Source organism: Bradyrhizobium sp. SZCCHNR1043, from assembly GCF_032489675.1.
Taxonomy (GTDB): Bacteria; Pseudomonadota; Alphaproteobacteria; order Rhizobiales; family Xanthobacteraceae; genus Bradyrhizobium.
On the sequence record NZ_JAUEYN010000017.1, the window covers coordinates 160,466 to 177,933 of the forward strand.

A 17,468-nucleotide genomic window follows, 5' to 3' on the forward strand; every position below is an offset into this window, starting at 1 on the left:
CTTGCGTCAGCGACCTGATTGTAGGGTGGGCAAAGCGGCGCCATAGGCGGCGCGTGCCCACCACCGCGAGCGGGATGGTGGGCACGGCGCGCGATGCTGTCGTCAATCACGACGAGCGTGCCAGGCGCCTTTGCCCACCCTACAAGAAACCTACGCCTTCGCCTTCCTCGGCTCGGTGAAGAACGCGAGCACGATCGTCAGCAGCATGAACACGACGGAGGCGCCGAACACCCAGCGCGGCGCGTTCATGTCCATGATCCAGCCGAACAGCAGCGGACTGACCACGCCGGCGAAGTTGAAGCCGGTGGAGACGATGCCGAAGGCGCGGCCGGCGGCACCCGGAGGGGCGGCGTTGCGCACCAGCATGTCGCGCGACGGCGCGATCACGCCGCTCATGAAGCCCGCGACCAGCATGATCGTCGTGAGCAGCACGGTCGGCAGGTTGATGAAAGTGATCATCAGCACCAGCACGGCGTTGATCGCATAGGCGACGGCCGCGACCAGATTGTGATGGCGGATGCGGTCGGCGAGCTGGCCGCCGGCGAGCACGCCGACGGCGCTGGCGCCGAGGAACGCGGTCAGTGCGATGTTGGCGGTCGAGAACGAGATGCCGTAGCCGTTCATGAGCGCGACAACGCCGAAGCTGGCGATGCCGGCGTTGGACAGGCTGAGCAGCATGAAGAACACGGTCAGCAGCATCAGCATCGGCGTCAGCAGGCTAGGCTGTTTCACCTTGCTGCCGTCGGCGCCGGTGTGATGCGGATGCGGCGGCACCTCGGGCACGTTGCCGACGAGCAGCAGCAGCGCGGCGAGCGGTCCGACCAGGCCGGCCGCGATCAGCGCGCCGGAGCCGCCGACGGTGGTGACCAGCGCCGCCATCACGGCGGGCGCGACGGCGCCGCCGAGATAGCCGGCGAAGGTATGCACACCGAACGCGCGGCCCATGCGCTTCTCTTCCATGTGCGCGGCCAGCAGCGCGTAGTCGGAGGGATGGTAGACCGCGTTGGCGAGGCCGAGCAGCACCGCCGAGACGACAAGACTGGCATAGCTCAGATAAACGCCGAGCATCGCCAGCGACAGGCCACCGAGCGTCAGGCCGATCAGCAGGATGCGGCGGGCACCGGCGCGGTCGACCAGATAGCCGACGGGCGCCTGGGTCAGGGCCGAGACGACCGCGAACACGGTGAGCGGAAAGCCGAGCTCGATGTAGCCGACGCCGAGCTTCTCCTTCAGGTAGGGAAACAGCATCGGCAGCACCAGCATGTGCAGATGGCTGACCCAGTGCGCCAGCGAGATCAGCGCCAATGTGCGCAGCGGCGAGGCGGTTCGGACCGGAGCACCGGCATGTTGCGATGCGGCAAGAACGTCAGCCATGGTCGATCCGTTTGGCTCCCGGCGTCAGTGATGGTCCTGAAGGGCGCGTTGCCGGCAAATCACCAAGGGCTGCCGAATAATGGGCGCGCGACACAACGCCACACTATCGGATTACGGTTCATTGTCCACGAACGCGCGCGCATGGCACCTGCGCGCGCCGGCCGGCATTTTCGGTGCACGGCGACGATTCGGCCAGCCATTCTGGCGCAATGCATGCTCCACGCCGCTCAGGACAGCGATGCAAAGCCAGGATTGCCGTCGACGCCCGAGAGCGTGACCTTGTTAGTTCCGACCAGCACCAGCTGACCGTTGCGCAGGTGGCTCGCGACCACATCCCAAACCGGCTTGCCGTCCTGTGCGTTCATCGAGGCCCAGCCGGCGACCTTGTAGCTCTTGCGGGCCTCCAGCGGACGGCCATCGTCGAGCGTGAGATCGGAGATGCGGCGGCCGATCGGCTCGGCGGGCGCGCAACGGTAGGACAGCCCGCCCGTGCGCACCATGTCGCCGCCCTGCTGCAGATAGGGATCGGCGTTGAACAGGTTGTCGCAGACGTCCTCGAGCACGTCCTTGATCTCTGCACCGGTCATTCGCTGCACATAAGTCTCGGGATAGGTGATCGCGGTCTGCGCCAGCACGTCCTCCAGCAGGATGGATTGGTTCGCGAGCAGCGTCGGACCCCAGCGGAATCCGGGCGACAGCGCGATCTCGGCATCGAGCTCGCGGCGCAGCGCCGCGCAGATCAGGTCGTCGGTCGCGCCTTCAAAATTGCCGCGCCGGTACAGCAGCCGGTCCGACGTCGCGAGCTTCTCGCTCCAGGCCGCGACCTGCGGCTGCTGGGTCTGGTCGATCAGCGCCTGCATCGCAGGATCGGGCTTCAATAGCTCCGAGTAGATGGGCAGCAGCCGGTAGCGCGCGTCGGCGACGCGCCCCTTGCCGACGTCGAGATCGAGCACGGCGAGGAATTTGCCGTTGGAGCCGGCACTGGTGACGAGCGTCGCGCCCTTGGCGTTGCTGACCGCGACCGGTTGCGGAACCGCGTCATGGGTATGGCCGCCGAGGATGACGTCGATGCCGGTGACGCGGCTCGCGAGCTTGAGGTCGACATCCATGCCGTTATGCGACAGCAGGATCACGGCATCGACCTTGTCGGCGCCGCGCAGGCCATCGATCAGCTTCTGCAGCTCCTCCTCGCGGATGCCGAACGTCCAGTCCGGCGTGAAGCGGCGCGGATGCGCGATCGGCACGTAGGGGAAGGCCTGGCCGATCACCGCAACGCGCGCGCCGCCGATCTCCTTGATGGTGGCCGGCTTGAACACGCGGCCGGAGCCGTGATCGAACGCCTTGGCGTCGTTGAACGCGGCCTCCTCGGTCAGGAACACGTTCTGCGCCAGGAACTCGCCCTTGAAGCGGGCGAGGTTGGCGCGCAGCGCCTCCTCGCCATAGGTGAACTCCCAGTGCCCGGTCATGGCGTCGATGCCGAGCAGGTTGGCGGCGCTCACCATGTCGGCGCCGCGCATCGCATTGGCAAGTCCGGTGCCCTGCCAGAGATCGCCGCCATCGAGCAGCACCGAGCGATGGTCGCCGGCATCGGCGCGCAGCTTGTCGACCAGGGTTTTCAGATGCGCGAAGCCACCCATCCGGCCGAAGCGCCCGGCGTACTTCTCGAACTCGAACGAGGTGAACGCGTAAGCCTCGGCGCTGTCGGGCCGGATGCCGTAGCGGTCGAGGAAGGCGCGCTCGACCAGATGCGGCGGCCGTCCCCACATCTCGCCAATGCCGAGATTGACGCTGGGCTCGCGGAACAACAGCGGTCGAAGCTGCGCATGCGTGTCCGTGATGTGCAGGATGCGGGCGTTGCCGAACTTCTCGATGTCGTAGAGGCTGACGGTGTCGGCGGCGCTGGCGTTGCGCAGCAGCGCCGGCGCGGCGAGCGCGGCGGCAACTGATGCTTGCAGAAAGTCCCGGCGCCGAATCATGGCTCGCGTCCTAGCTTATGATGCGATTCCATGGAATCGCATCGTGAGCTATCCCTTTGCTTGAGCATGATCTCCGCACAAACGCCTTCGGCGTTTGTGCGAGGGAAAGCCGGTTTCCACTTTTCGGGATCATGCTCTACCTGATCTCCATGTCCTTCCAGCGCTGCTTCTCGCTGGTGGCCTGGACGATCGATGCCTTGGCGAGCGCCTCGGCCTCCTGCGCCGATTTCACCGCAGAATCGAAATTGCCGGAATCGGCTGCCTTCTTCGCGGCATTGAGTGCGGCCTGGGTCACGGTCCATTGGTTGCGCAGACGTCCGGCTTCCTTGTTGGCGCTCTCGGCCGCCGCGACAGCCGCGAGATAGTCGGCCTCCGACGCGGCCCGCGCGGAGCCGGCGCCGACCGCTGATACCATCATGGCGAACACGATCTTTTTCATGACGCTTGCTGTCTTGACATTTGTCATGGCCGCGCTCCCGGTCCTGAAACCGGCAGGCCGTTCGACACGTAGGACAGATAATATTCGAGGTTGCGGTATTCGTCCGATTGCGGCTCCAGCGGCACGGCGCGCGTCTGGCTGTTGCAGGTGACGAAGCGCCGGCTGATCGTGCCCATGCCGCTCCATTCCGAGCGGTAGATCGGCATCGCGTTGAGGATGCCGAGCGCCGGCGCCAGGATCTCTGCGCGGATCCGCTCGCCCGGGCTCTGCACATGGCAGCTCGCGCAGGAGAAGTTCAACTGGCCGCGGCGGGTGTAGAAATATTCCTTGCCCTTCTCGAACGCCTCGAGCGCACGCGGATCGTCGGGGATCTTGATGTCGAAGCGCTTGCCGCGCGACGTGTACGCCATGTAGGCGGTCAGCGATGCCATCTCGTCCTTGACGTAGGAGTAGGGCTGCTCGCCATTGGCCTCGCGGCAGCGATTCAGCGCCAGCTCGAGGGTGATGACCTTGCCTTCCTTGTCGTCGAAATAGGGATAATTCTGGCGGATGCCGATGCCGCCGTTCGGGAAGCAGTCGGCATAGGTCTTGCCGTTCTTGAACGGCTTGGCGAACATCTCCTTGCCGGCATCGAGCGCGAACTCGTAAGGCGGAAACTGCTCCTTCTCCTCCCATTGCTTGCGCATGTCGGCGTTCATTGAATACGGCCCGTTGACGAAATCGTCGAACGCTACCTTCGGAAACTTCTTGATGAAGTAATCCTGGAACGCCTTGGCGTCGGCAGCCGGGTTCGGCTTGTCCGCGGCCGCAGCGCCGGAGGCGCCGAGAGCGAGCGCGGCCGCGACAGTCAGCGCGAGGCGCAGCGCCCTCATTGGATCGTCGCCGTCAGGCTGTCGGTCGCGCCCTTGCTGTCGACCCAGCTCACCTTGAGCTCGTCGCCCTTGGCCGCGCCCTTGAAGGCGAACTTGACATAGGGGTCCTTCGACACCGCGGTGCCCCAATCGGCCAGGAACACCGTCTTGTCCTTGTGCACGAAGGTGAGCTGCTGGATGTAGTGCGCCGGGATCAACTCGCCCTTGGCGTCCTTGACCAGGCCCGTATCCATCGGGTGCTGGATCAGGGTCTGGACCTCGGCGATGTCGCCGTTCAAGACGGCGCGGACGCGGATGCTCGATGCCATGATGATCTCCTGACCTTAGCCGCCGCAGCCGCCGACGGTGACCTTGACCTCCTTGGTCGCGCTGTAGAGCTTGCCGCCGGATTCGACGAGCGCGATCACGTTGGAGGTCTTGGCCATCTTGAGCCGGTTCGCCACCGCGGGCACGGTGCCCTCGGGGATGTGGTACGACGCCGCCAGCGCGAATGGATTTTCGCTGACGATGAAGGCGATCGAGGTCACGTTCGGCAGGCTCGTGCTCACCGCGATCGGCACCACGCCGCCGTTCTCGGCGATCTCCGGTGCGTCCAGCTTGATCTTGTCGGAGGCCTCGTGGTCGCGGCCGTACAGCGTCTTGACCGCGTCAGACGCATTCTTCTGCTTGAAGGCGTCTTCCGGATACTTGTTGTCGTTGGTCGCGGCGAAGGCGGGCGCGGCGTGCAGCACGGCGTTGCCGAGGCCGATCAGCGCGACGAGGCCGGCGCCCTTCAGGAACAGGCGGCGGTGGGCCAACGGGCCGAACGAGGCAGTCATGGCGGTCTCCAAACGGAATCAGAGGGTCTGCAGGAAGTCGACGATGGCGCTGATTTCCTGCTCGGTCAGGATGCGGTTGCGGCCGAACGGCGGCATCACCGTCAGCGGATTGCGCCTGGTCTCGTCGTTGAGAATCGCGATCAGCTCGGCGCGGTCGTATCTTGCCTTGAAGTTCTCCAGCTTCGGGCCGATCGAGCCCGGCAGGTCGCCGCCCTTGATCTCGTGGCAGGTCAGGCAGTTGCCCTTGCCGCGGTCGAAGGCGAGCTTCTGGCCGTCGAGGGCACCGGACTGGGCGTGAGCGGCCATGGACATGGCGAGCGAGAGCCCCATCGCCAGGGCGGTACGCAGGACAGGTGTGATCAAGGTGGAGTTCCGACGTCTCGGTGATCTCGGCAATATAGGCGCTGCAAAGCATAAAGACCATCGGCTGACAATGCAGCTATGGTGGCCGCGGCAACGCGGTTAACGAGGCCGTTCATGGGGCGGCCGGGAGAATGGGCATGGCGGAATATGTCGTGGAGTTCGGCCGGGACGGCCGGCCGGTGGAACCGGACGGACGACTGGACGCGGCTGCCTTCCACCGCAATCACCAGCCGATCTGGGCGGTGCTGGGAAGGCTGCTTGCGGGCAAGACCGGCGACGTGCTGGAGGCCGGCAGCGGCACCGGCCAGCATGTCGTGCATTTCGCCTCCCAGCGGCCAGATCTGACGTGGTGGCCGAGCGATCTCAACGCCAACCACCTCGCCAGCATCGCGGCGTGGCGCAGGCATGCCGGGCTGTCGAACATCCGTGATGCCCAGCGCATCGACTTGTCAGATCCCGGCTGGCCTGCGGCGTTCCGCGCCGCGGGCGGGCCTTCGCAGCTCACCGCGATCTTTTGTGCCAATGTGATTCACATCGCGCCGTGGTCGGTGGCGGAGGGATTGTTCGCCGGCGCCGGGCAGGCGCTGTCAGCGGACGGCGTGCTCGTGCTCTACGGCCCGTTCAAGCGCGCCGGCAAGCACACTGCGGTCAGCAATGCCGTGTTCGATACCTCCCTGCGCGAGCACAATCCGGACTGGGGGGTGCGCGACATCACCGACCTCGAAGCGCTTGCCGCGCGCCACGGGCTCGCCTTGCGCGAGACGATAGAGATGCCGGCCAACAACATGATCCTGGTGTTCGCGCGGGCTGCTTGAAGGCTGCGTCGTCGCCCTCGGCGCCGCGCGATGACCGTGAAGAGAGCCGTTTACGCCATCTCCAGCCCGACATGTCGCGCCAGAAACCGCGTGCCCAACGTGATGAAGCCGGCGCGCTCGCGGTTGTCGGTGCCGTAGCCATGGCCGCCGGCGGCGGGTTCGTAGAACCAGGCATCGTAGCCCATGGCCTGCAGCTTGGCGGTCATCTTGCGCGCGTGGCCCGGATGGACGCGGTCGTCGCGCCGCGTGGTCGCGATCAGGATCGGCGGATAGGGCTGGCCGGGCATTGCGGTGTGATAGGCCGAGTAGGTCGACAACCAGCTCCAATCCTCGTCGCTGTCGGGATCGCCATATTCGGCGATCCAGCTCGCGCCGGCGAGCAGCTTGCTGTAGCGGCGCATGTCGATCAGCGGGATGGTGCAGAACAATGCGCCGAAGCGCTCGGGGTAGCGCACCAGCATGTTGGTGATCAGGATGCCGCCATTGGAGCCGCCTTGCGCCGCGATGCGCTTCGGCACCGTGACGCCGCGGCGGACGAGGTCGGCGGCGACCGCTGCGAAATCATCATGCGCGAGCCGCTTGCCGGCATAGCGGCCGGCGTCGTGCCAGGCGGTGCCGAACTCGCCGCCGCCGCGGATGTTGGCCTCGACCAGGGTGCCGCCACGCTCCAGCCATAGCTTGCCCAGCGCCGCATTGTAGGCCGGACGGAGCGTGTGACCGAAGCCGCCATAGGCGCTCATGTGCACCGGCGCGTCGCCTGTCAGCTCGGCCGGCCCGGTCTGGGTGTAGGGAATACGCTCGCCATCCACCGAGATCGCCTCGTGTCGCGTGACGACGTGCCCCTCGGCGCTGAAGGTGCGAGGCGCCTGCTTCAGCACGATCGGCGCGGCCAAGCCCTCGATCAGTAGCAGCGACGGCGGCGTCAGCGGATCCTGGATGTTGGCGAGCAGGTCGCCGTTGCTTTCGGCCTCGTCGGTGTCGAGACGCCAGACGTCCACCGTCGCGATCTCCGGCAGGCCGGGGAGCCGCTCGCAGCTCCACTCCCCCGGTGACGGCGTCCACACCTCGAACCTTGCCCTGAGCTCGTCGAGGATCGACAGCACCAGCCGGTCGCCGGCCCAGGACAGGCCCTGCAGCGCGCGTCGCGGCGCGGGCTCGAACACGCGGGTGAAATCGCGGCGCCCGGCAAGGAATGCCGAGAGCTGGAGACCGAGCACCACATCCGCGGGATGGGTGACCTCGCCGACGGTCCAGGGCTGGCGCAGCTTGATGGCCATCCAGTCGCCATGCGCTGACATCCAGCAGTCGGTCGGCAGGTCGAGCCTGGTCCGCGCCCCGCCGCCGTCACCGAGCCATAGATATTGGTTGAAGAAGTCGATGCCCTCGGCAAACCACACCCGCGCCGGCGCGACGCTGCGATCGACACCGACATGCACCCATGTCGACTGACTGCCTTCGGCGGCGAAGATCACCTCCGCCTGCTCGACCGGCTGGCCGCGCCGCCAGCGCCGCACCGTCCGCGCGTAGCCCGACGGCGTCGCCATGCCCACGCCGAACGCGCTCGCCAGCAGCAGGGTGTCGGCATCGAGCCAGGCGGCGCCGCCCTTGGCCTCCGGGAGCGTGAAGCCGCCCGTCACGAAGCGCTTCGTCGCGATGTCGAACTCGCGCAGCACCACGGCGTCGCTGCCGCCCCGCGACAGGCTCAGGATGGCGCGCTCATGCGCCGGCGGCAGGCTCGAGACCCCGTTCAGCGCCCAGTCCTCGCCTTCGTCGGCGGCGAGTCGGTCGATGTCGAGCAGGTCCTCCCATTGCGGTTGCGCCTCGCGGAACTCCGCCATCGTCGTGCGCCGCCACAAGCCGCGCGGATGCTCCGCGTCCTTCCATTGATTGTACAGCAGCCCGCCGCGGCGGCTCACGAATGGGATGTTGTCCGGCCGATCCAGGATGGCGGCCAGCGCGTCGCGGTCGTGTTCGAAGGCCGCGTCGCCGAACGCGGCGAGCGTGCGCTGGTTCTGCGCTGTGACGAAGGCGAGCGCACGCTCGCCGTCGATCTCCTCGAGCCACAGATACGGATCGTCATCGGGCGCCGCGATGGTCGGACGATCGTCGATTGACATGGCTCAAGCTCCGCGGGCGCCGTTGACGCGAGAATACCATTTGATTAGCCGGGCCGGCCGGGAGTGTCGAATCACGCTCCGTGGCGCGTTCGCCGCCCGCATGGCTTGTCTCCGTTCGCGCCCGTTGCCTCGGGCGCGCGCTTCCCGCAATAGTGCGGCCAAACCAGCAAAGCGGGAGCGTGCGCCCCACGCCTCCGGATACCCGAGATGATCGATCTGACCGTGAGCGAAGACACCTCCGATGATGCCCGCGCCCGCCGCAACGTGGCGCGGCTCGCGGCCGCCCAGGCGCTGACCGGCGCCAACTCGGCCGTGATCTTCGCCACCGGTGCGATCGTCGGCGTCACGATCGCGCCGAGCATCGGGCTCGCGACCGTGCCGATCTCGATGTACGTCGTCGGCCTCGCCGCCGGCACCCTGCCGACCGGCGCGATCTCGCGCCGCTATGGCCGCCGGGCGGCCTTCCTGATCGGCACCGGCTGCGGCGCCGTCACCGGCGTGCTCGGCTGCCTCGCCATTCTCCGCAGCTCGTTCGCGCTGTTCTGCCTGGCGACCTTCCTCGGCGGTTTTTACGGCGCGGTCGCGCAATCCTATCGCTTCGCGGCGGCCGATGGCGCCAGCGCGACGTTCCGGCCCAAGGCGGTGTCGTGGGTGATGGCGGGCGGCATCTTCGCCGGTCTGCTCGGTCCGCAGCTCGTGCAGTGGACCATGGACGTCTGGCAGCCCTATCTGTTCGCGTTCAGCTATCTGGTCCAGGCGGCGGTCGCGCTGGTCGCGATGGGGATCGTCGCCGGCGTCGATCTGCCGAAGCCTGAAGCTGCCGATCTCCATGGCGGCCGGCCGCTGTCCGAGATCGTGCGCCAGCCGCGCTTCATCGCAGCCGCCCTGTGCGGCACCATCGCCTATCCGGTGATGAACCTGGTGATGACCTCGGCACCTTTGGCGATGCAGATGTGCGGGCTCACGGTGTCGGATTCCAATTTCGGCCTGCAATGGCACATCGTCGCGATGTACGGCCCGAGCTTCTTCACGGGATCGCTGATCGCGCGCTTCGGCGCGCCCGTCATCGTCGCGGTCGGCCTCGCGCTGGAAGCGGTCGCAGCGGTGATCGGTCTGTCCGGCCTCACCGCGATGCATTTCTGGGCCACGCTGGTGGCGCTCGGGGTGGGGTGGAATTTCGGCTTCGTCGGCGCCTCCGCGCTGGTGCTGGAGACGCATACATCCGCCGAGCGCAACAAGGTGCAGGCGTTCAACGATTTCCTGATCTTCGGCCTGATGGCGCTGGGCTCGTTCTCGTCGGGCCAACTGCTCGCGAATTTCGGCTGGTCGGCGGTGAACCTCGTGGTCTTCCCACCGGTGCTGCTGGGCTTGTGCGTGCTGGCACTGGTGTGGTCGTCGAAGCGCCGTGATGCGCGGCTCGCGGCAGTGGATGTGGCGGAGCGGGGGTAGAGGCGGTGCGAGCTCGCACGGCGTACACAGTATGCTCCCCTCCCCCTTGCGGGGAGAGGTCGGGGGTGGGGGTCCACGAGTCGTGCTCTCTCCGTGAGAGATCGACCCCATCGAGCGCCTCTGTTGTCCCTGTGCGCGTAGGATCATGGTGGCTGGAAGGCCTTCTACGCTTCTGAAGCACTGAGGCCCTGGACATGTCAAAAGGCGTGCTCAACGACGTTCAGCGCGCGTGGACCCCCACCCCCCAACCCCTCCCCGCAAGGGGGAGGGGAGTTCACCGCGGTCGCGGCAAAATGGCGACTCCAATGAGCGAAAATGTGTACGCAATAGTCGCTCTCCTACAAGGAGAGGCGTACTTATCAGCACCGCTCTTCAGCACATTCACGCCTCACTTCAACTCCGACACCTCGCCCTCCGGCAGGTTGAAGTCGAACGCGTTCAGCGTCATCGAGACCATCGTGTAGTAGCCGCACAGGCCGATGATCTCGACCAGGCCGCGCTCGCCGAGCAGCGCGATCGCCTCCTTGTACAGCGCATCGGTCAGCCCGTGGCCCTCATGCAATGACTTGGCAACGTCGTAGATCATCTTCGCCTTGGGATCGGAAAACGCCGGCGTGCGGCGGTCGCGAATGGCGTCGATGATCTTGATGTCGAGGCCACCCGCCAGCGCCAGGCGCTTGTGCGCGTACCATTCGTAATGCGCGGTCCAGTGCCGCGCCGTCACCAGGATCGCGATCTCCGACAATGCTGCGGGAAACACCGTGTCGTAGCGCAGGAAGGCGCCGAGCCGTGTCGCATGCCGCGCCATCTCCGGACTATTGAGCCAGGCCATCATCGGCGGCGGTGGCGCGCCGCGCTTGCTGGCGATCGACTCGTCATAGGTCTGGCGCTGGTCGGCGCTCATTTCGCCGGGCGAAAGAAGTTTCAGGCGCATGTCGGTGTCCTCATATTTCGGGCGGCGGCATCATGACCATAGAACGCCATGCAAGGCGAGGGCGTACCGCCCTTGCGGCGACATCGATGTTGAAATCCAGGAAGCGCTGAGGTTAGGTCGTTGCCAACGACAGCAATCATGGAAACGCGCGAGGACCAGACATGGCCGATCTCGACACATTCCGCCGCGAAACGCGCTCCTGGCTGGAGGCCAATTGTCCGCCAGAGATGCGCCGCCCGATGACCTCCGAGGAGGACACGTTCTGGGGCGGCCGCAATGCAAAATTCTCCTCCGAGCCGCAGCGCATCTGGTTCGAGCGCATGCGCGACAAGGGCTGGACGGTGCCGCATTGGCCGAAGGAATATGGCGGCGGCGGTCTCGACGGCGAGGAGGCCAAGATCGTGCGCCAGGAGATGGCGGCGATCGGCGCGCGCGCCCCGATCACCTCGTTCGGCATCTCGATGCTCGGGCCGGCGCTGCTGAAATACGGCACCGACGCGCAGAAGCGTGAGCATCTGCCGAAAATCACCGCCGGCCTCATCCGCTGGTGCCAGGGCTATTCTGAGCCGAATGCCGGCTCCGATCTCGCCTCCTTGCAGACGCGCGCTGAAAGCGACGGCGACGACTACATCATCAACGGCCAGAAAATCTGGACGTCCTACGCCAACTACGCCGACTGGATCTTCTGCCTGGTGCGCACCGATCCCGCGGCGAAGAAGCATGACGGCATCAGCTTCATCCTGTTCGACATGACGTCGAAGGGCGTCTCGACCAAGCCGATCCTCCTGATCTCCGGTCGCTCGCCCTTCTGCGAGACCTTCTTCGACAATGTCCGGGTGCCCAAGGCCAATGTCGTGGGTCAGGTCAATCGCGGCTGGGACGTCGCCAAATATCTGCTGCAGCATGAGCGCGCGATGATCTCCGGCATGGGCGAGCGCGGCGGCAGCCGGCCGCTCGGCCAGGTCGCGGCGGACTCCGTCGGCAGCGACGGGCAGGGCCGGCTCGACGATGCGCTGCTGCGCGCCGAGATCGCGACCTTCGACGTCGACGAGGCTGCGCTCGCGGCCGCCGCCGAGCGCATGGTCGATCTCGCCAAGGCGGGGCAGGGCCATCCGGCGTTCTCGTCGGCGATGAAGTACTACGGCACCGAGCTCAACAAGCGCCGGCACGAGCTGCTGATGTCGGCTGGCGGCATCGACGCGCTGGAATGGGAAAGCGAGCGCTCCAGCGAGGGCGCCCGCCCGCGCGCCTGGCTGCGCACCAAGGCCAACTCGATCGAAGGCGGCACCTCCGAAGTCATGCTCGGCATCATCGCCAAGCGCATCCTCGATCTGCCGGGGGCGTGAACTATTTCCCCTCATCCTGAGGAGCGCGCCTCTCGGCGCGCGTCTCGAAGGATGAGGCCCCGACGTTGGCCTCATGGTTCGAGACGGCGCTTGCGCGCCTCCTCACCATGAGGGTTGAGAGCGAACCGGTCAGACGCAGTTTTCAAGGGATTCGTGTCATGCCTCTCCTCCTCACCGAAGAACAATCCATGCTGCGCGACAGCGCGCGCGGCCTGATCTCAGATCACGCGCCGGTGTCGCACCTGCGCAAGCTGCGCGACAGCCGCGACGAGACCGGCTTCTCCAAAGAGCTCTGGGCCACCTTCGCCGAGATGGGCTTCGCCGGCCTGCTGGTGCCGGAGGAGCATGGCGGCTCCGCCCTCGGTGCGGTCGAGGCCGGTGTCGTAATGGAGGAGATCGGCCGCACCTTGATGCTGTCGCCGTTCCTGGCGACCGCGGTGCTGTCAGCCTCGGCGCTCACGCGCGCCGGCTCGGCGGCGCAGAAGTCGGAGTATCTGCCGAAGATCGCCAGCGGTGCGCTGCTGGCTGCGCTCGCGCTCGACGAAGGCGCCAAGCATCGTCCTCTGCACACCGCCCTGCAGGCCGTGCGCTCAGGCAATGGCTTCAAACTGAACGGCGCCAAGGCGATGGTGGTCGACGGCCACGTCGCTGATCTCCTGCTTGTCGTCGCCCGCAGCGCGGGCGCGCCGGGCGAGCGCGCGGGCCTGACCTTGTTCTTGGTCGATCCCAAGGCCAAGGGCGTTGCCATCGAGCGCACCATCATGGTCGACGCGCACAACGCGGCGCGCATCGGCTTCGATGATGTCGAGGTCACCGCGGATCATGTGCTCGGCGAGGTCGATGGTGGCGCGGCCGTGCTGAGCGGCGTGCTCGATCTCGGCCGCGGCGCGGTCGCCTCCGAGATGGTGGGTCTCAGCGAGGAGGTGTTCGGACGCACCGTCGCGTATCTCAAGGAGCGCAAGCAGTTCGGCAAGGCGATCGGCGAATTCCAGGCGCTGCAGCACCGTGCCGCGCAGCTCTACATCGAGATCGAGATCACCCGCGCCGCGGTGCTGAAGGCGCTGCAGACGCTCGACGCCGATTCCGCCGGCGCGACGGCCGCCGTGGCCGTCGCCAAGGCCCGCGCGGGCGCGACCGCGACCCGCGCGGTGCAGGAGGGCGTGCAGATGCATGGCGGCATGGGCATGACCGACCAGTTCGACATCGGCTTCTTCATGAAGCGCGCCCGGGTCTGCGAGGAGATGCTGGGCGATGCGAACTATCACGCAGCGCAGCTGGCTCAGCTCAGGGGGTACTAAGCAAGGCCGCTTGTCGGCACCCCGCCGACTCCACACGCTCAGCTGTCATCGTCCGCGAAGGTGGACGATCCAGTACGCCGAGAGAGGTGTGATTGACCGACAAGCCACAGCGTACTGGGTACCCCGCCTTCGCGGGGTACGACAGTGACTATCGACGGCAACAGCAGAGTTCGCAAAAAAAGAGCGCGCCATCACCGATGGCGCGCTCTCATTCGATCAATGATGCATCGCGGTCTTGGCCGGTGGCAGCAGCACCTTGTCGATGACGTGGATGACGCCGTTCGAGGCCATGACGTCGGCCTGCACCACATGCGCGTCGTTGACCTGCACGCCGAAGAAGGTGCCGTCGACGGCCACCGGCTGGCCTTGCGCGGTCTTTACGCTCAGCTTCTTGCCGGCGACGTCGCCCGCCTTCACCGCGCCGGGGATCACGTGATACTTCAGGATCGCGGCGAGCTTGCCCTTGTTCTTCGGCTTCAGGAGATCCTCGACCGTGCCGGGCGGCAGCGCGGCGAACGCCGCGTCAGTCGGCGCGAACACGGTGAAGGGGCCCTTGCTCTTCAGCACCGGCACGACGCCGGCGGCTTTGGCGGCGGCGACGAGCGTCGTGAACTGGCCGGCGCCGACGGCGGTATCGACGATGTCGGCAGCACGTGCCGCCGTTGCTGACATGGCGAGCGCGCCCAGCATCAACGCGCCAGCCACGAGCGAACGAAATCCCAGCGTCATTCGATTTTTTCCCTGTGAACTGAACTGATGAGTTGGCTGATGCGCAAACAGGATTTGCGGCCCTTGTTCGCCCTGTGATCCAGGGTCGCATCACCCCGACCGGATTGGTCATCCTCGTTACGATCGGTGGGCCCGGATGGATTTTCAGGGGTGGTCACGAACTCGTGAGCCTGCGCATCTGCGCGGTATATGGAGGCCGCGAGGCGGATGAATCCGCTGAACTAATTGGCCGATCCGCGCGAGCGAACTGCCCGTCGTGCCAATTTGTCGCAACCCGACGGGCGTTGTGTCGTCGGGCAAATCACCGGCACATTCCCCGCTGTCTTGGCCCACAAGAGGGACGCTTCGCGGTCGTCACGAGTGTCGGGCTGATGATGCGATGGCCGCATCGGATCGCAGCGTGAGCTTATCGCGCCGACGAACGATTGCGATGCGGACGGGAAGACGTGTGGTCCTGGCGCCTCGATGCTGGCGTCAAGTCGGCGGGTGATGATGATCCTGCCGGCGACGGTGGCTAACTGTGGTCTTCCAGGAGGTTGTCCATCCGGTCTGAACCGAGGAAGCTGAGGTTGCGAAGCTTCAGTGTTCCAAGGAGAGACCAGATGGACGTCCACAAGAATGCGCCTATGACACCGAAAGGTCGAGAGGCGATGGTGCGGAGTGTCGTTGAGGGTGGGCTGAGCTATGCTGAAGCTGCTTACCAGTACAATACGACGCCGAAGACCGTAGCCAAATGGGTGAAGCGGTTCCGCGAGGAAGGTGTCGAGGGATTGCTCGATCGCTCCTCCAGACCGCACTCATCGCCAGGCCAAACCACTGCTGCCACATGTACCGCTATCGAGGCTTTGCGCCGTCAGCGCCACACGGGCAAGCAGATTGCGGCTGAGGTTAAGGTGTCGCCGGCCACGGTCAGCCGCGTTCTGCGACGACTGGGGTTGAACCGAATCCGTGATCTGGAACCGATCGAACCCGTGCGTCGCTATGAGCACGCTGCGCCGGGCGAGATGATCCATATCGATATCAAAAAGCTCGGCCGTTTCGCGCAAAGCGGCCATCGCGTCACCGGCAATCGGAACGGCTATAGTCATTGTCGCGGACTTGGCTGGGAGTACATGCATGTCTGCATCGATGACCACTCCCGTGTCGCCTTTTCACAGCTCAAGCCTGATCAGACCGCCGAGAGTGCTGTTGCGTTTCTCAAGGCCGCTGTCGCTCACTACAAGAGCTTGGGCGTTACCGTCACCCGCGTCATGACCGACAACGGTGGCTGCTATATCGGCTTCGATTTCGATAAGGCCTGCCGCGATATTGGTCTCAAGCATATCCGCACCAAGCCCTACACGCCCAGAACCAATGGCAAGGCTGAGCGCTTTATCCAGACAGCGCTCCGGGAGTGGGCCTATGCACACACCTATCCCACTTCCGATCAGCGCGCCGCGCAACTGCCCATCTGGCTGCACCAGTATAATTGGCACCGGCCTCACGGCGGCATAAACTCCCAGCCGCCTATCAGCAGACTCGGTTTAACCGAGGACAACCTCCTGAGGCTCCACAACTAACAAGCCGGACACCGGGGAGAGCGCGCCATAACCGTTAAAGCCATCGCGCAGGGAGGGCCGGGTCGTTCCGGCTGTACCTGTGGTTCCTGCCGCCTGCATTTTTTTCGCAGGCGGGCCACGGGCCTCAGCCGAGGCCCGGCCTTCCCTGCGCCCTCGATTTCCAGAGGGCGGACGAATTTGCAAAGCTCGGACGCGTGAGGCGTCGCGAGAAGGTCAGGCCATGCTCCGTCATTGCGAGCGAAGCGAAGCAATCCAGAGTCTTTACAACAGCCCTGGATCGCTTCGTCGCGTTGCTCCTCGCGATGACGGTGGAAGTGTGCAGAGATCCTTACCTGATCGGCGGTGCATACTGGACGCCGCCGGCGTTCCAGAGCTGGTTCATGCCGCGCGGAATCTTCAGCTTCGACTCGCTGCCGACGTTGCGCTCATAGACCTCGCCGTAATTGCCGACGTGACGGATCACGCGCGCGGCCCAGTCCTTGGTCAGGCCGAGGTCCTGGCCATAGCTGCCCTCGTTGCCGACCAGGCGCATCACGTCCGGCTTCTTCGACCTCAGCGCCTCGTCGATGTTCTTGGAGGTGATGCCGAGTTCCTCGGCATTGATCATCGCGTACAGCGTCCACTTCACGATCATCATCCAGTCGTCGTCGCGCTGGCGCACCACGGGCGCGAGCGGCTCCTTGGAGATCAGGTCGGGCAGGATGTCGTGATCGCCGGGCTTCGACAGCGTCAGGCGCAGCGCGTAGAGCTGCGAGACGTCGGCGGTGAAGGTGTCGCACTTGCCGCTGTCATACGCCTTGATGACGTCGTCGAGCTTGGGAAACTTCACCTCGTCGTACTTCATGTTGTTGGTGCGGAAATAGTCCCCGACGTTGAGCGCGTTGGTGGTGGAATCCTGCACGCAGACCTTGCTGCCGTTAAGGTCCAGCGCGGTCTCCAGCTTGCGCGCGCGCGGCACCATGAAGCCCTGGCCGTCGTAATAGGCGACCGCCGGGAAATACAGATCGTAATTCTGCTCGCGTGCCATCGACCAGGTGGTGTTGCGCGAGAGGATGTCGACCTTGCGGCTCTGCAGCTCCTTGAAGCGCTCACTGGCGTCGAGCGGCACGAACTTCGCCTTCTTCGGATCGTCGAAGATCGCAGCCGCCACGGCGCGGCAGAAGTCGACATCGAAGCCGCTCCAATTGCCCTTGTCGTCGGGAATCGAGAAGCCGGGCAGCCCGGCGTTGACGCCGCACAGCACCTCGCCGCGGCGGATGGTCCGCTTCAAGGTGCGGGTGTCGTACATCTCATAGGTGACGGCGAGCGCCGCGACGAGGACGGCGACGGCGAGCCCGATCAGCAGGCCGCCTCGGAAAGTGCGCATGGTCAATCTCTTT

16 protein-coding genes are annotated in these 17,468 nt (G+C 65.7%); 5 read left to right on the forward strand and 11 right to left on the reverse strand.

The window, feature by feature from the left end:
* Positions 1-150 precede the first annotated feature (150 nt).
* From QX039_RS28275 to soxX, 7 genes are all read right to left on the reverse strand, one after another.
* Positions 151-1,374, reverse strand: coding sequence for an MFS transporter (locus QX039_RS28275; protein WP_315740570.1), 1,224 nt, complete (start codon positions 1,372-1,374; stop codon positions 151-153).
* 227 nt (positions 1,375-1,601) lie between these two features.
* Positions 1,602-3,350, reverse strand: a complete 1,749-nt coding sequence (gene soxB, locus QX039_RS28280; RefSeq protein ID WP_315773739.1) for a thiosulfohydrolase SoxB — start codon at positions 3,348-3,350, stop codon at positions 1,602-1,604.
* A 136-nt stretch (positions 3,351-3,486) separates the two neighbouring features.
* Positions 3,487-3,789 (reverse strand): hypothetical protein, encoded by a 303-nt coding sequence (locus QX039_RS28285; RefSeq protein WP_315773767.1) that lies wholly within the window; start codon positions 3,787-3,789, stop codon positions 3,487-3,489.
* A gap of 23 nt (positions 3,790-3,812) precedes the next feature.
* Positions 3,813-4,661, reverse strand: coding sequence for a sulfur oxidation c-type cytochrome SoxA (gene soxA, locus QX039_RS28290; RefSeq protein ID WP_315773738.1), 849 nt, complete (start codon positions 4,659-4,661; stop codon positions 3,813-3,815).
* Positions 4,658-4,969: a thiosulfate oxidation carrier complex protein SoxZ gene (gene soxZ / locus QX039_RS28295; RefSeq protein ID WP_315740567.1), complete on the reverse strand. Its 312-nt coding sequence runs from the start codon at positions 4,967-4,969 to the stop codon at positions 4,658-4,660. The genes soxA and soxZ overlap by 4 nt, the downstream gene beginning before the upstream one ends.
* A 15-nt stretch (positions 4,970-4,984) precedes the next feature.
* Positions 4,985-5,479, reverse strand: coding sequence for a thiosulfate oxidation carrier protein SoxY (gene soxY / locus QX039_RS28300; RefSeq protein ID WP_315773736.1), 495 nt, complete (start codon positions 5,477-5,479; stop codon positions 4,985-4,987).
* Between the two features lie 18 nt (positions 5,480-5,497).
* Positions 5,498-5,791, reverse strand: a complete 294-nt coding sequence (gene soxX / locus QX039_RS28305; protein WP_315773766.1) for a sulfur oxidation c-type cytochrome SoxX — start codon at positions 5,789-5,791, stop codon at positions 5,498-5,500.
* A 188-nt stretch (positions 5,792-5,979) separates the two neighbouring features.
* On the opposite strand from soxX, the gene QX039_RS28310 reads away from it, so the two are divergent.
* A complete protein-coding gene (locus QX039_RS28310; RefSeq protein WP_315740565.1) occupies positions 5,980-6,657 on the forward strand; it encodes a DUF938 domain-containing protein in 678 nt (225 codons plus the stop codon).
* A gap of 50 nt (positions 6,658-6,707) precedes the next feature.
* On the opposite strand, the gene QX039_RS28315 is transcribed toward QX039_RS28310, so the two are convergent.
* Positions 6,708-8,774, reverse strand: coding sequence for a prolyl oligopeptidase family serine peptidase (locus QX039_RS28315; protein WP_315773733.1), 2,067 nt, complete (start codon positions 8,772-8,774; stop codon positions 6,708-6,710).
* 207 nt (positions 8,775-8,981) lie between these two features.
* Here QX039_RS28315 and QX039_RS28320 point away from each other — a divergent pair, with 207 nt between their 5' ends.
* On the forward strand, positions 8,982-10,223 hold the full coding sequence (locus QX039_RS28320; protein ID WP_315740563.1) for an MFS transporter: 1,242 nt from the start codon (positions 8,982-8,984) through the stop codon (positions 10,221-10,223).
* A gap of 388 nt (positions 10,224-10,611) precedes the next feature.
* Here QX039_RS28320 and QX039_RS28325 read toward each other — a convergent pair whose 3' ends face one another.
* Positions 10,612-11,157 carry a carboxymuconolactone decarboxylase family protein gene (locus tag QX039_RS28325; protein ID WP_315740562.1) on the reverse strand — a complete coding sequence of 182 codons (546 nt, stop codon included), beginning with the start codon at positions 11,155-11,157 and terminating at the stop codon, positions 10,612-10,614.
* Positions 11,158-11,318: 161 nt separating this feature from the next.
* Between QX039_RS28325 and QX039_RS28330 the strand changes: the two genes are divergently transcribed.
* The gene (locus tag QX039_RS28330) at positions 11,319-12,503 is read left to right on the forward strand and encodes an acyl-CoA dehydrogenase family protein (protein ID WP_315773731.1); all 1,185 of its coding nucleotides are present in this window, start codon (positions 11,319-11,321) and stop codon (positions 12,501-12,503) included.
* A gap of 158 nt (positions 12,504-12,661) precedes the next feature.
* On the forward strand, positions 12,662-13,801 hold the full coding sequence (locus tag QX039_RS28335; RefSeq protein WP_315773729.1) for an acyl-CoA dehydrogenase family protein: 1,140 nt from the start codon (positions 12,662-12,664) through the stop codon (positions 13,799-13,801).
* Between the two features lie 216 nt (positions 13,802-14,017).
* On the opposite strand, the gene QX039_RS28340 is transcribed toward QX039_RS28335, so the two are convergent.
* A complete protein-coding gene (locus QX039_RS28340) occupies positions 14,018-14,473 on the reverse strand; it encodes a fasciclin domain-containing protein (protein WP_315740630.1) in 456 nt (151 codons plus the stop codon).
* 659 nt (positions 14,474-15,132) lie between these two features.
* Between QX039_RS28340 and QX039_RS28345 the strand changes: the two genes are divergently transcribed.
* Entirely contained in the window at positions 15,133-16,089 is a 957-nt protein-coding gene (locus tag QX039_RS28345; RefSeq protein ID WP_315740559.1) for an IS481 family transposase, read from the forward strand.
* Between the two features lie 328 nt (positions 16,090-16,417).
* Here QX039_RS28345 and QX039_RS28350 read toward each other — a convergent pair whose 3' ends face one another.
* The gene (locus QX039_RS28350; protein WP_315773727.1) at positions 16,418-17,455 is read right to left on the reverse strand and encodes an amino acid ABC transporter substrate-binding protein; all 1,038 of its coding nucleotides are present in this window, start codon (positions 17,453-17,455) and stop codon (positions 16,418-16,420) included.
* Positions 17,456-17,468 lie beyond the last annotated feature (13 nt).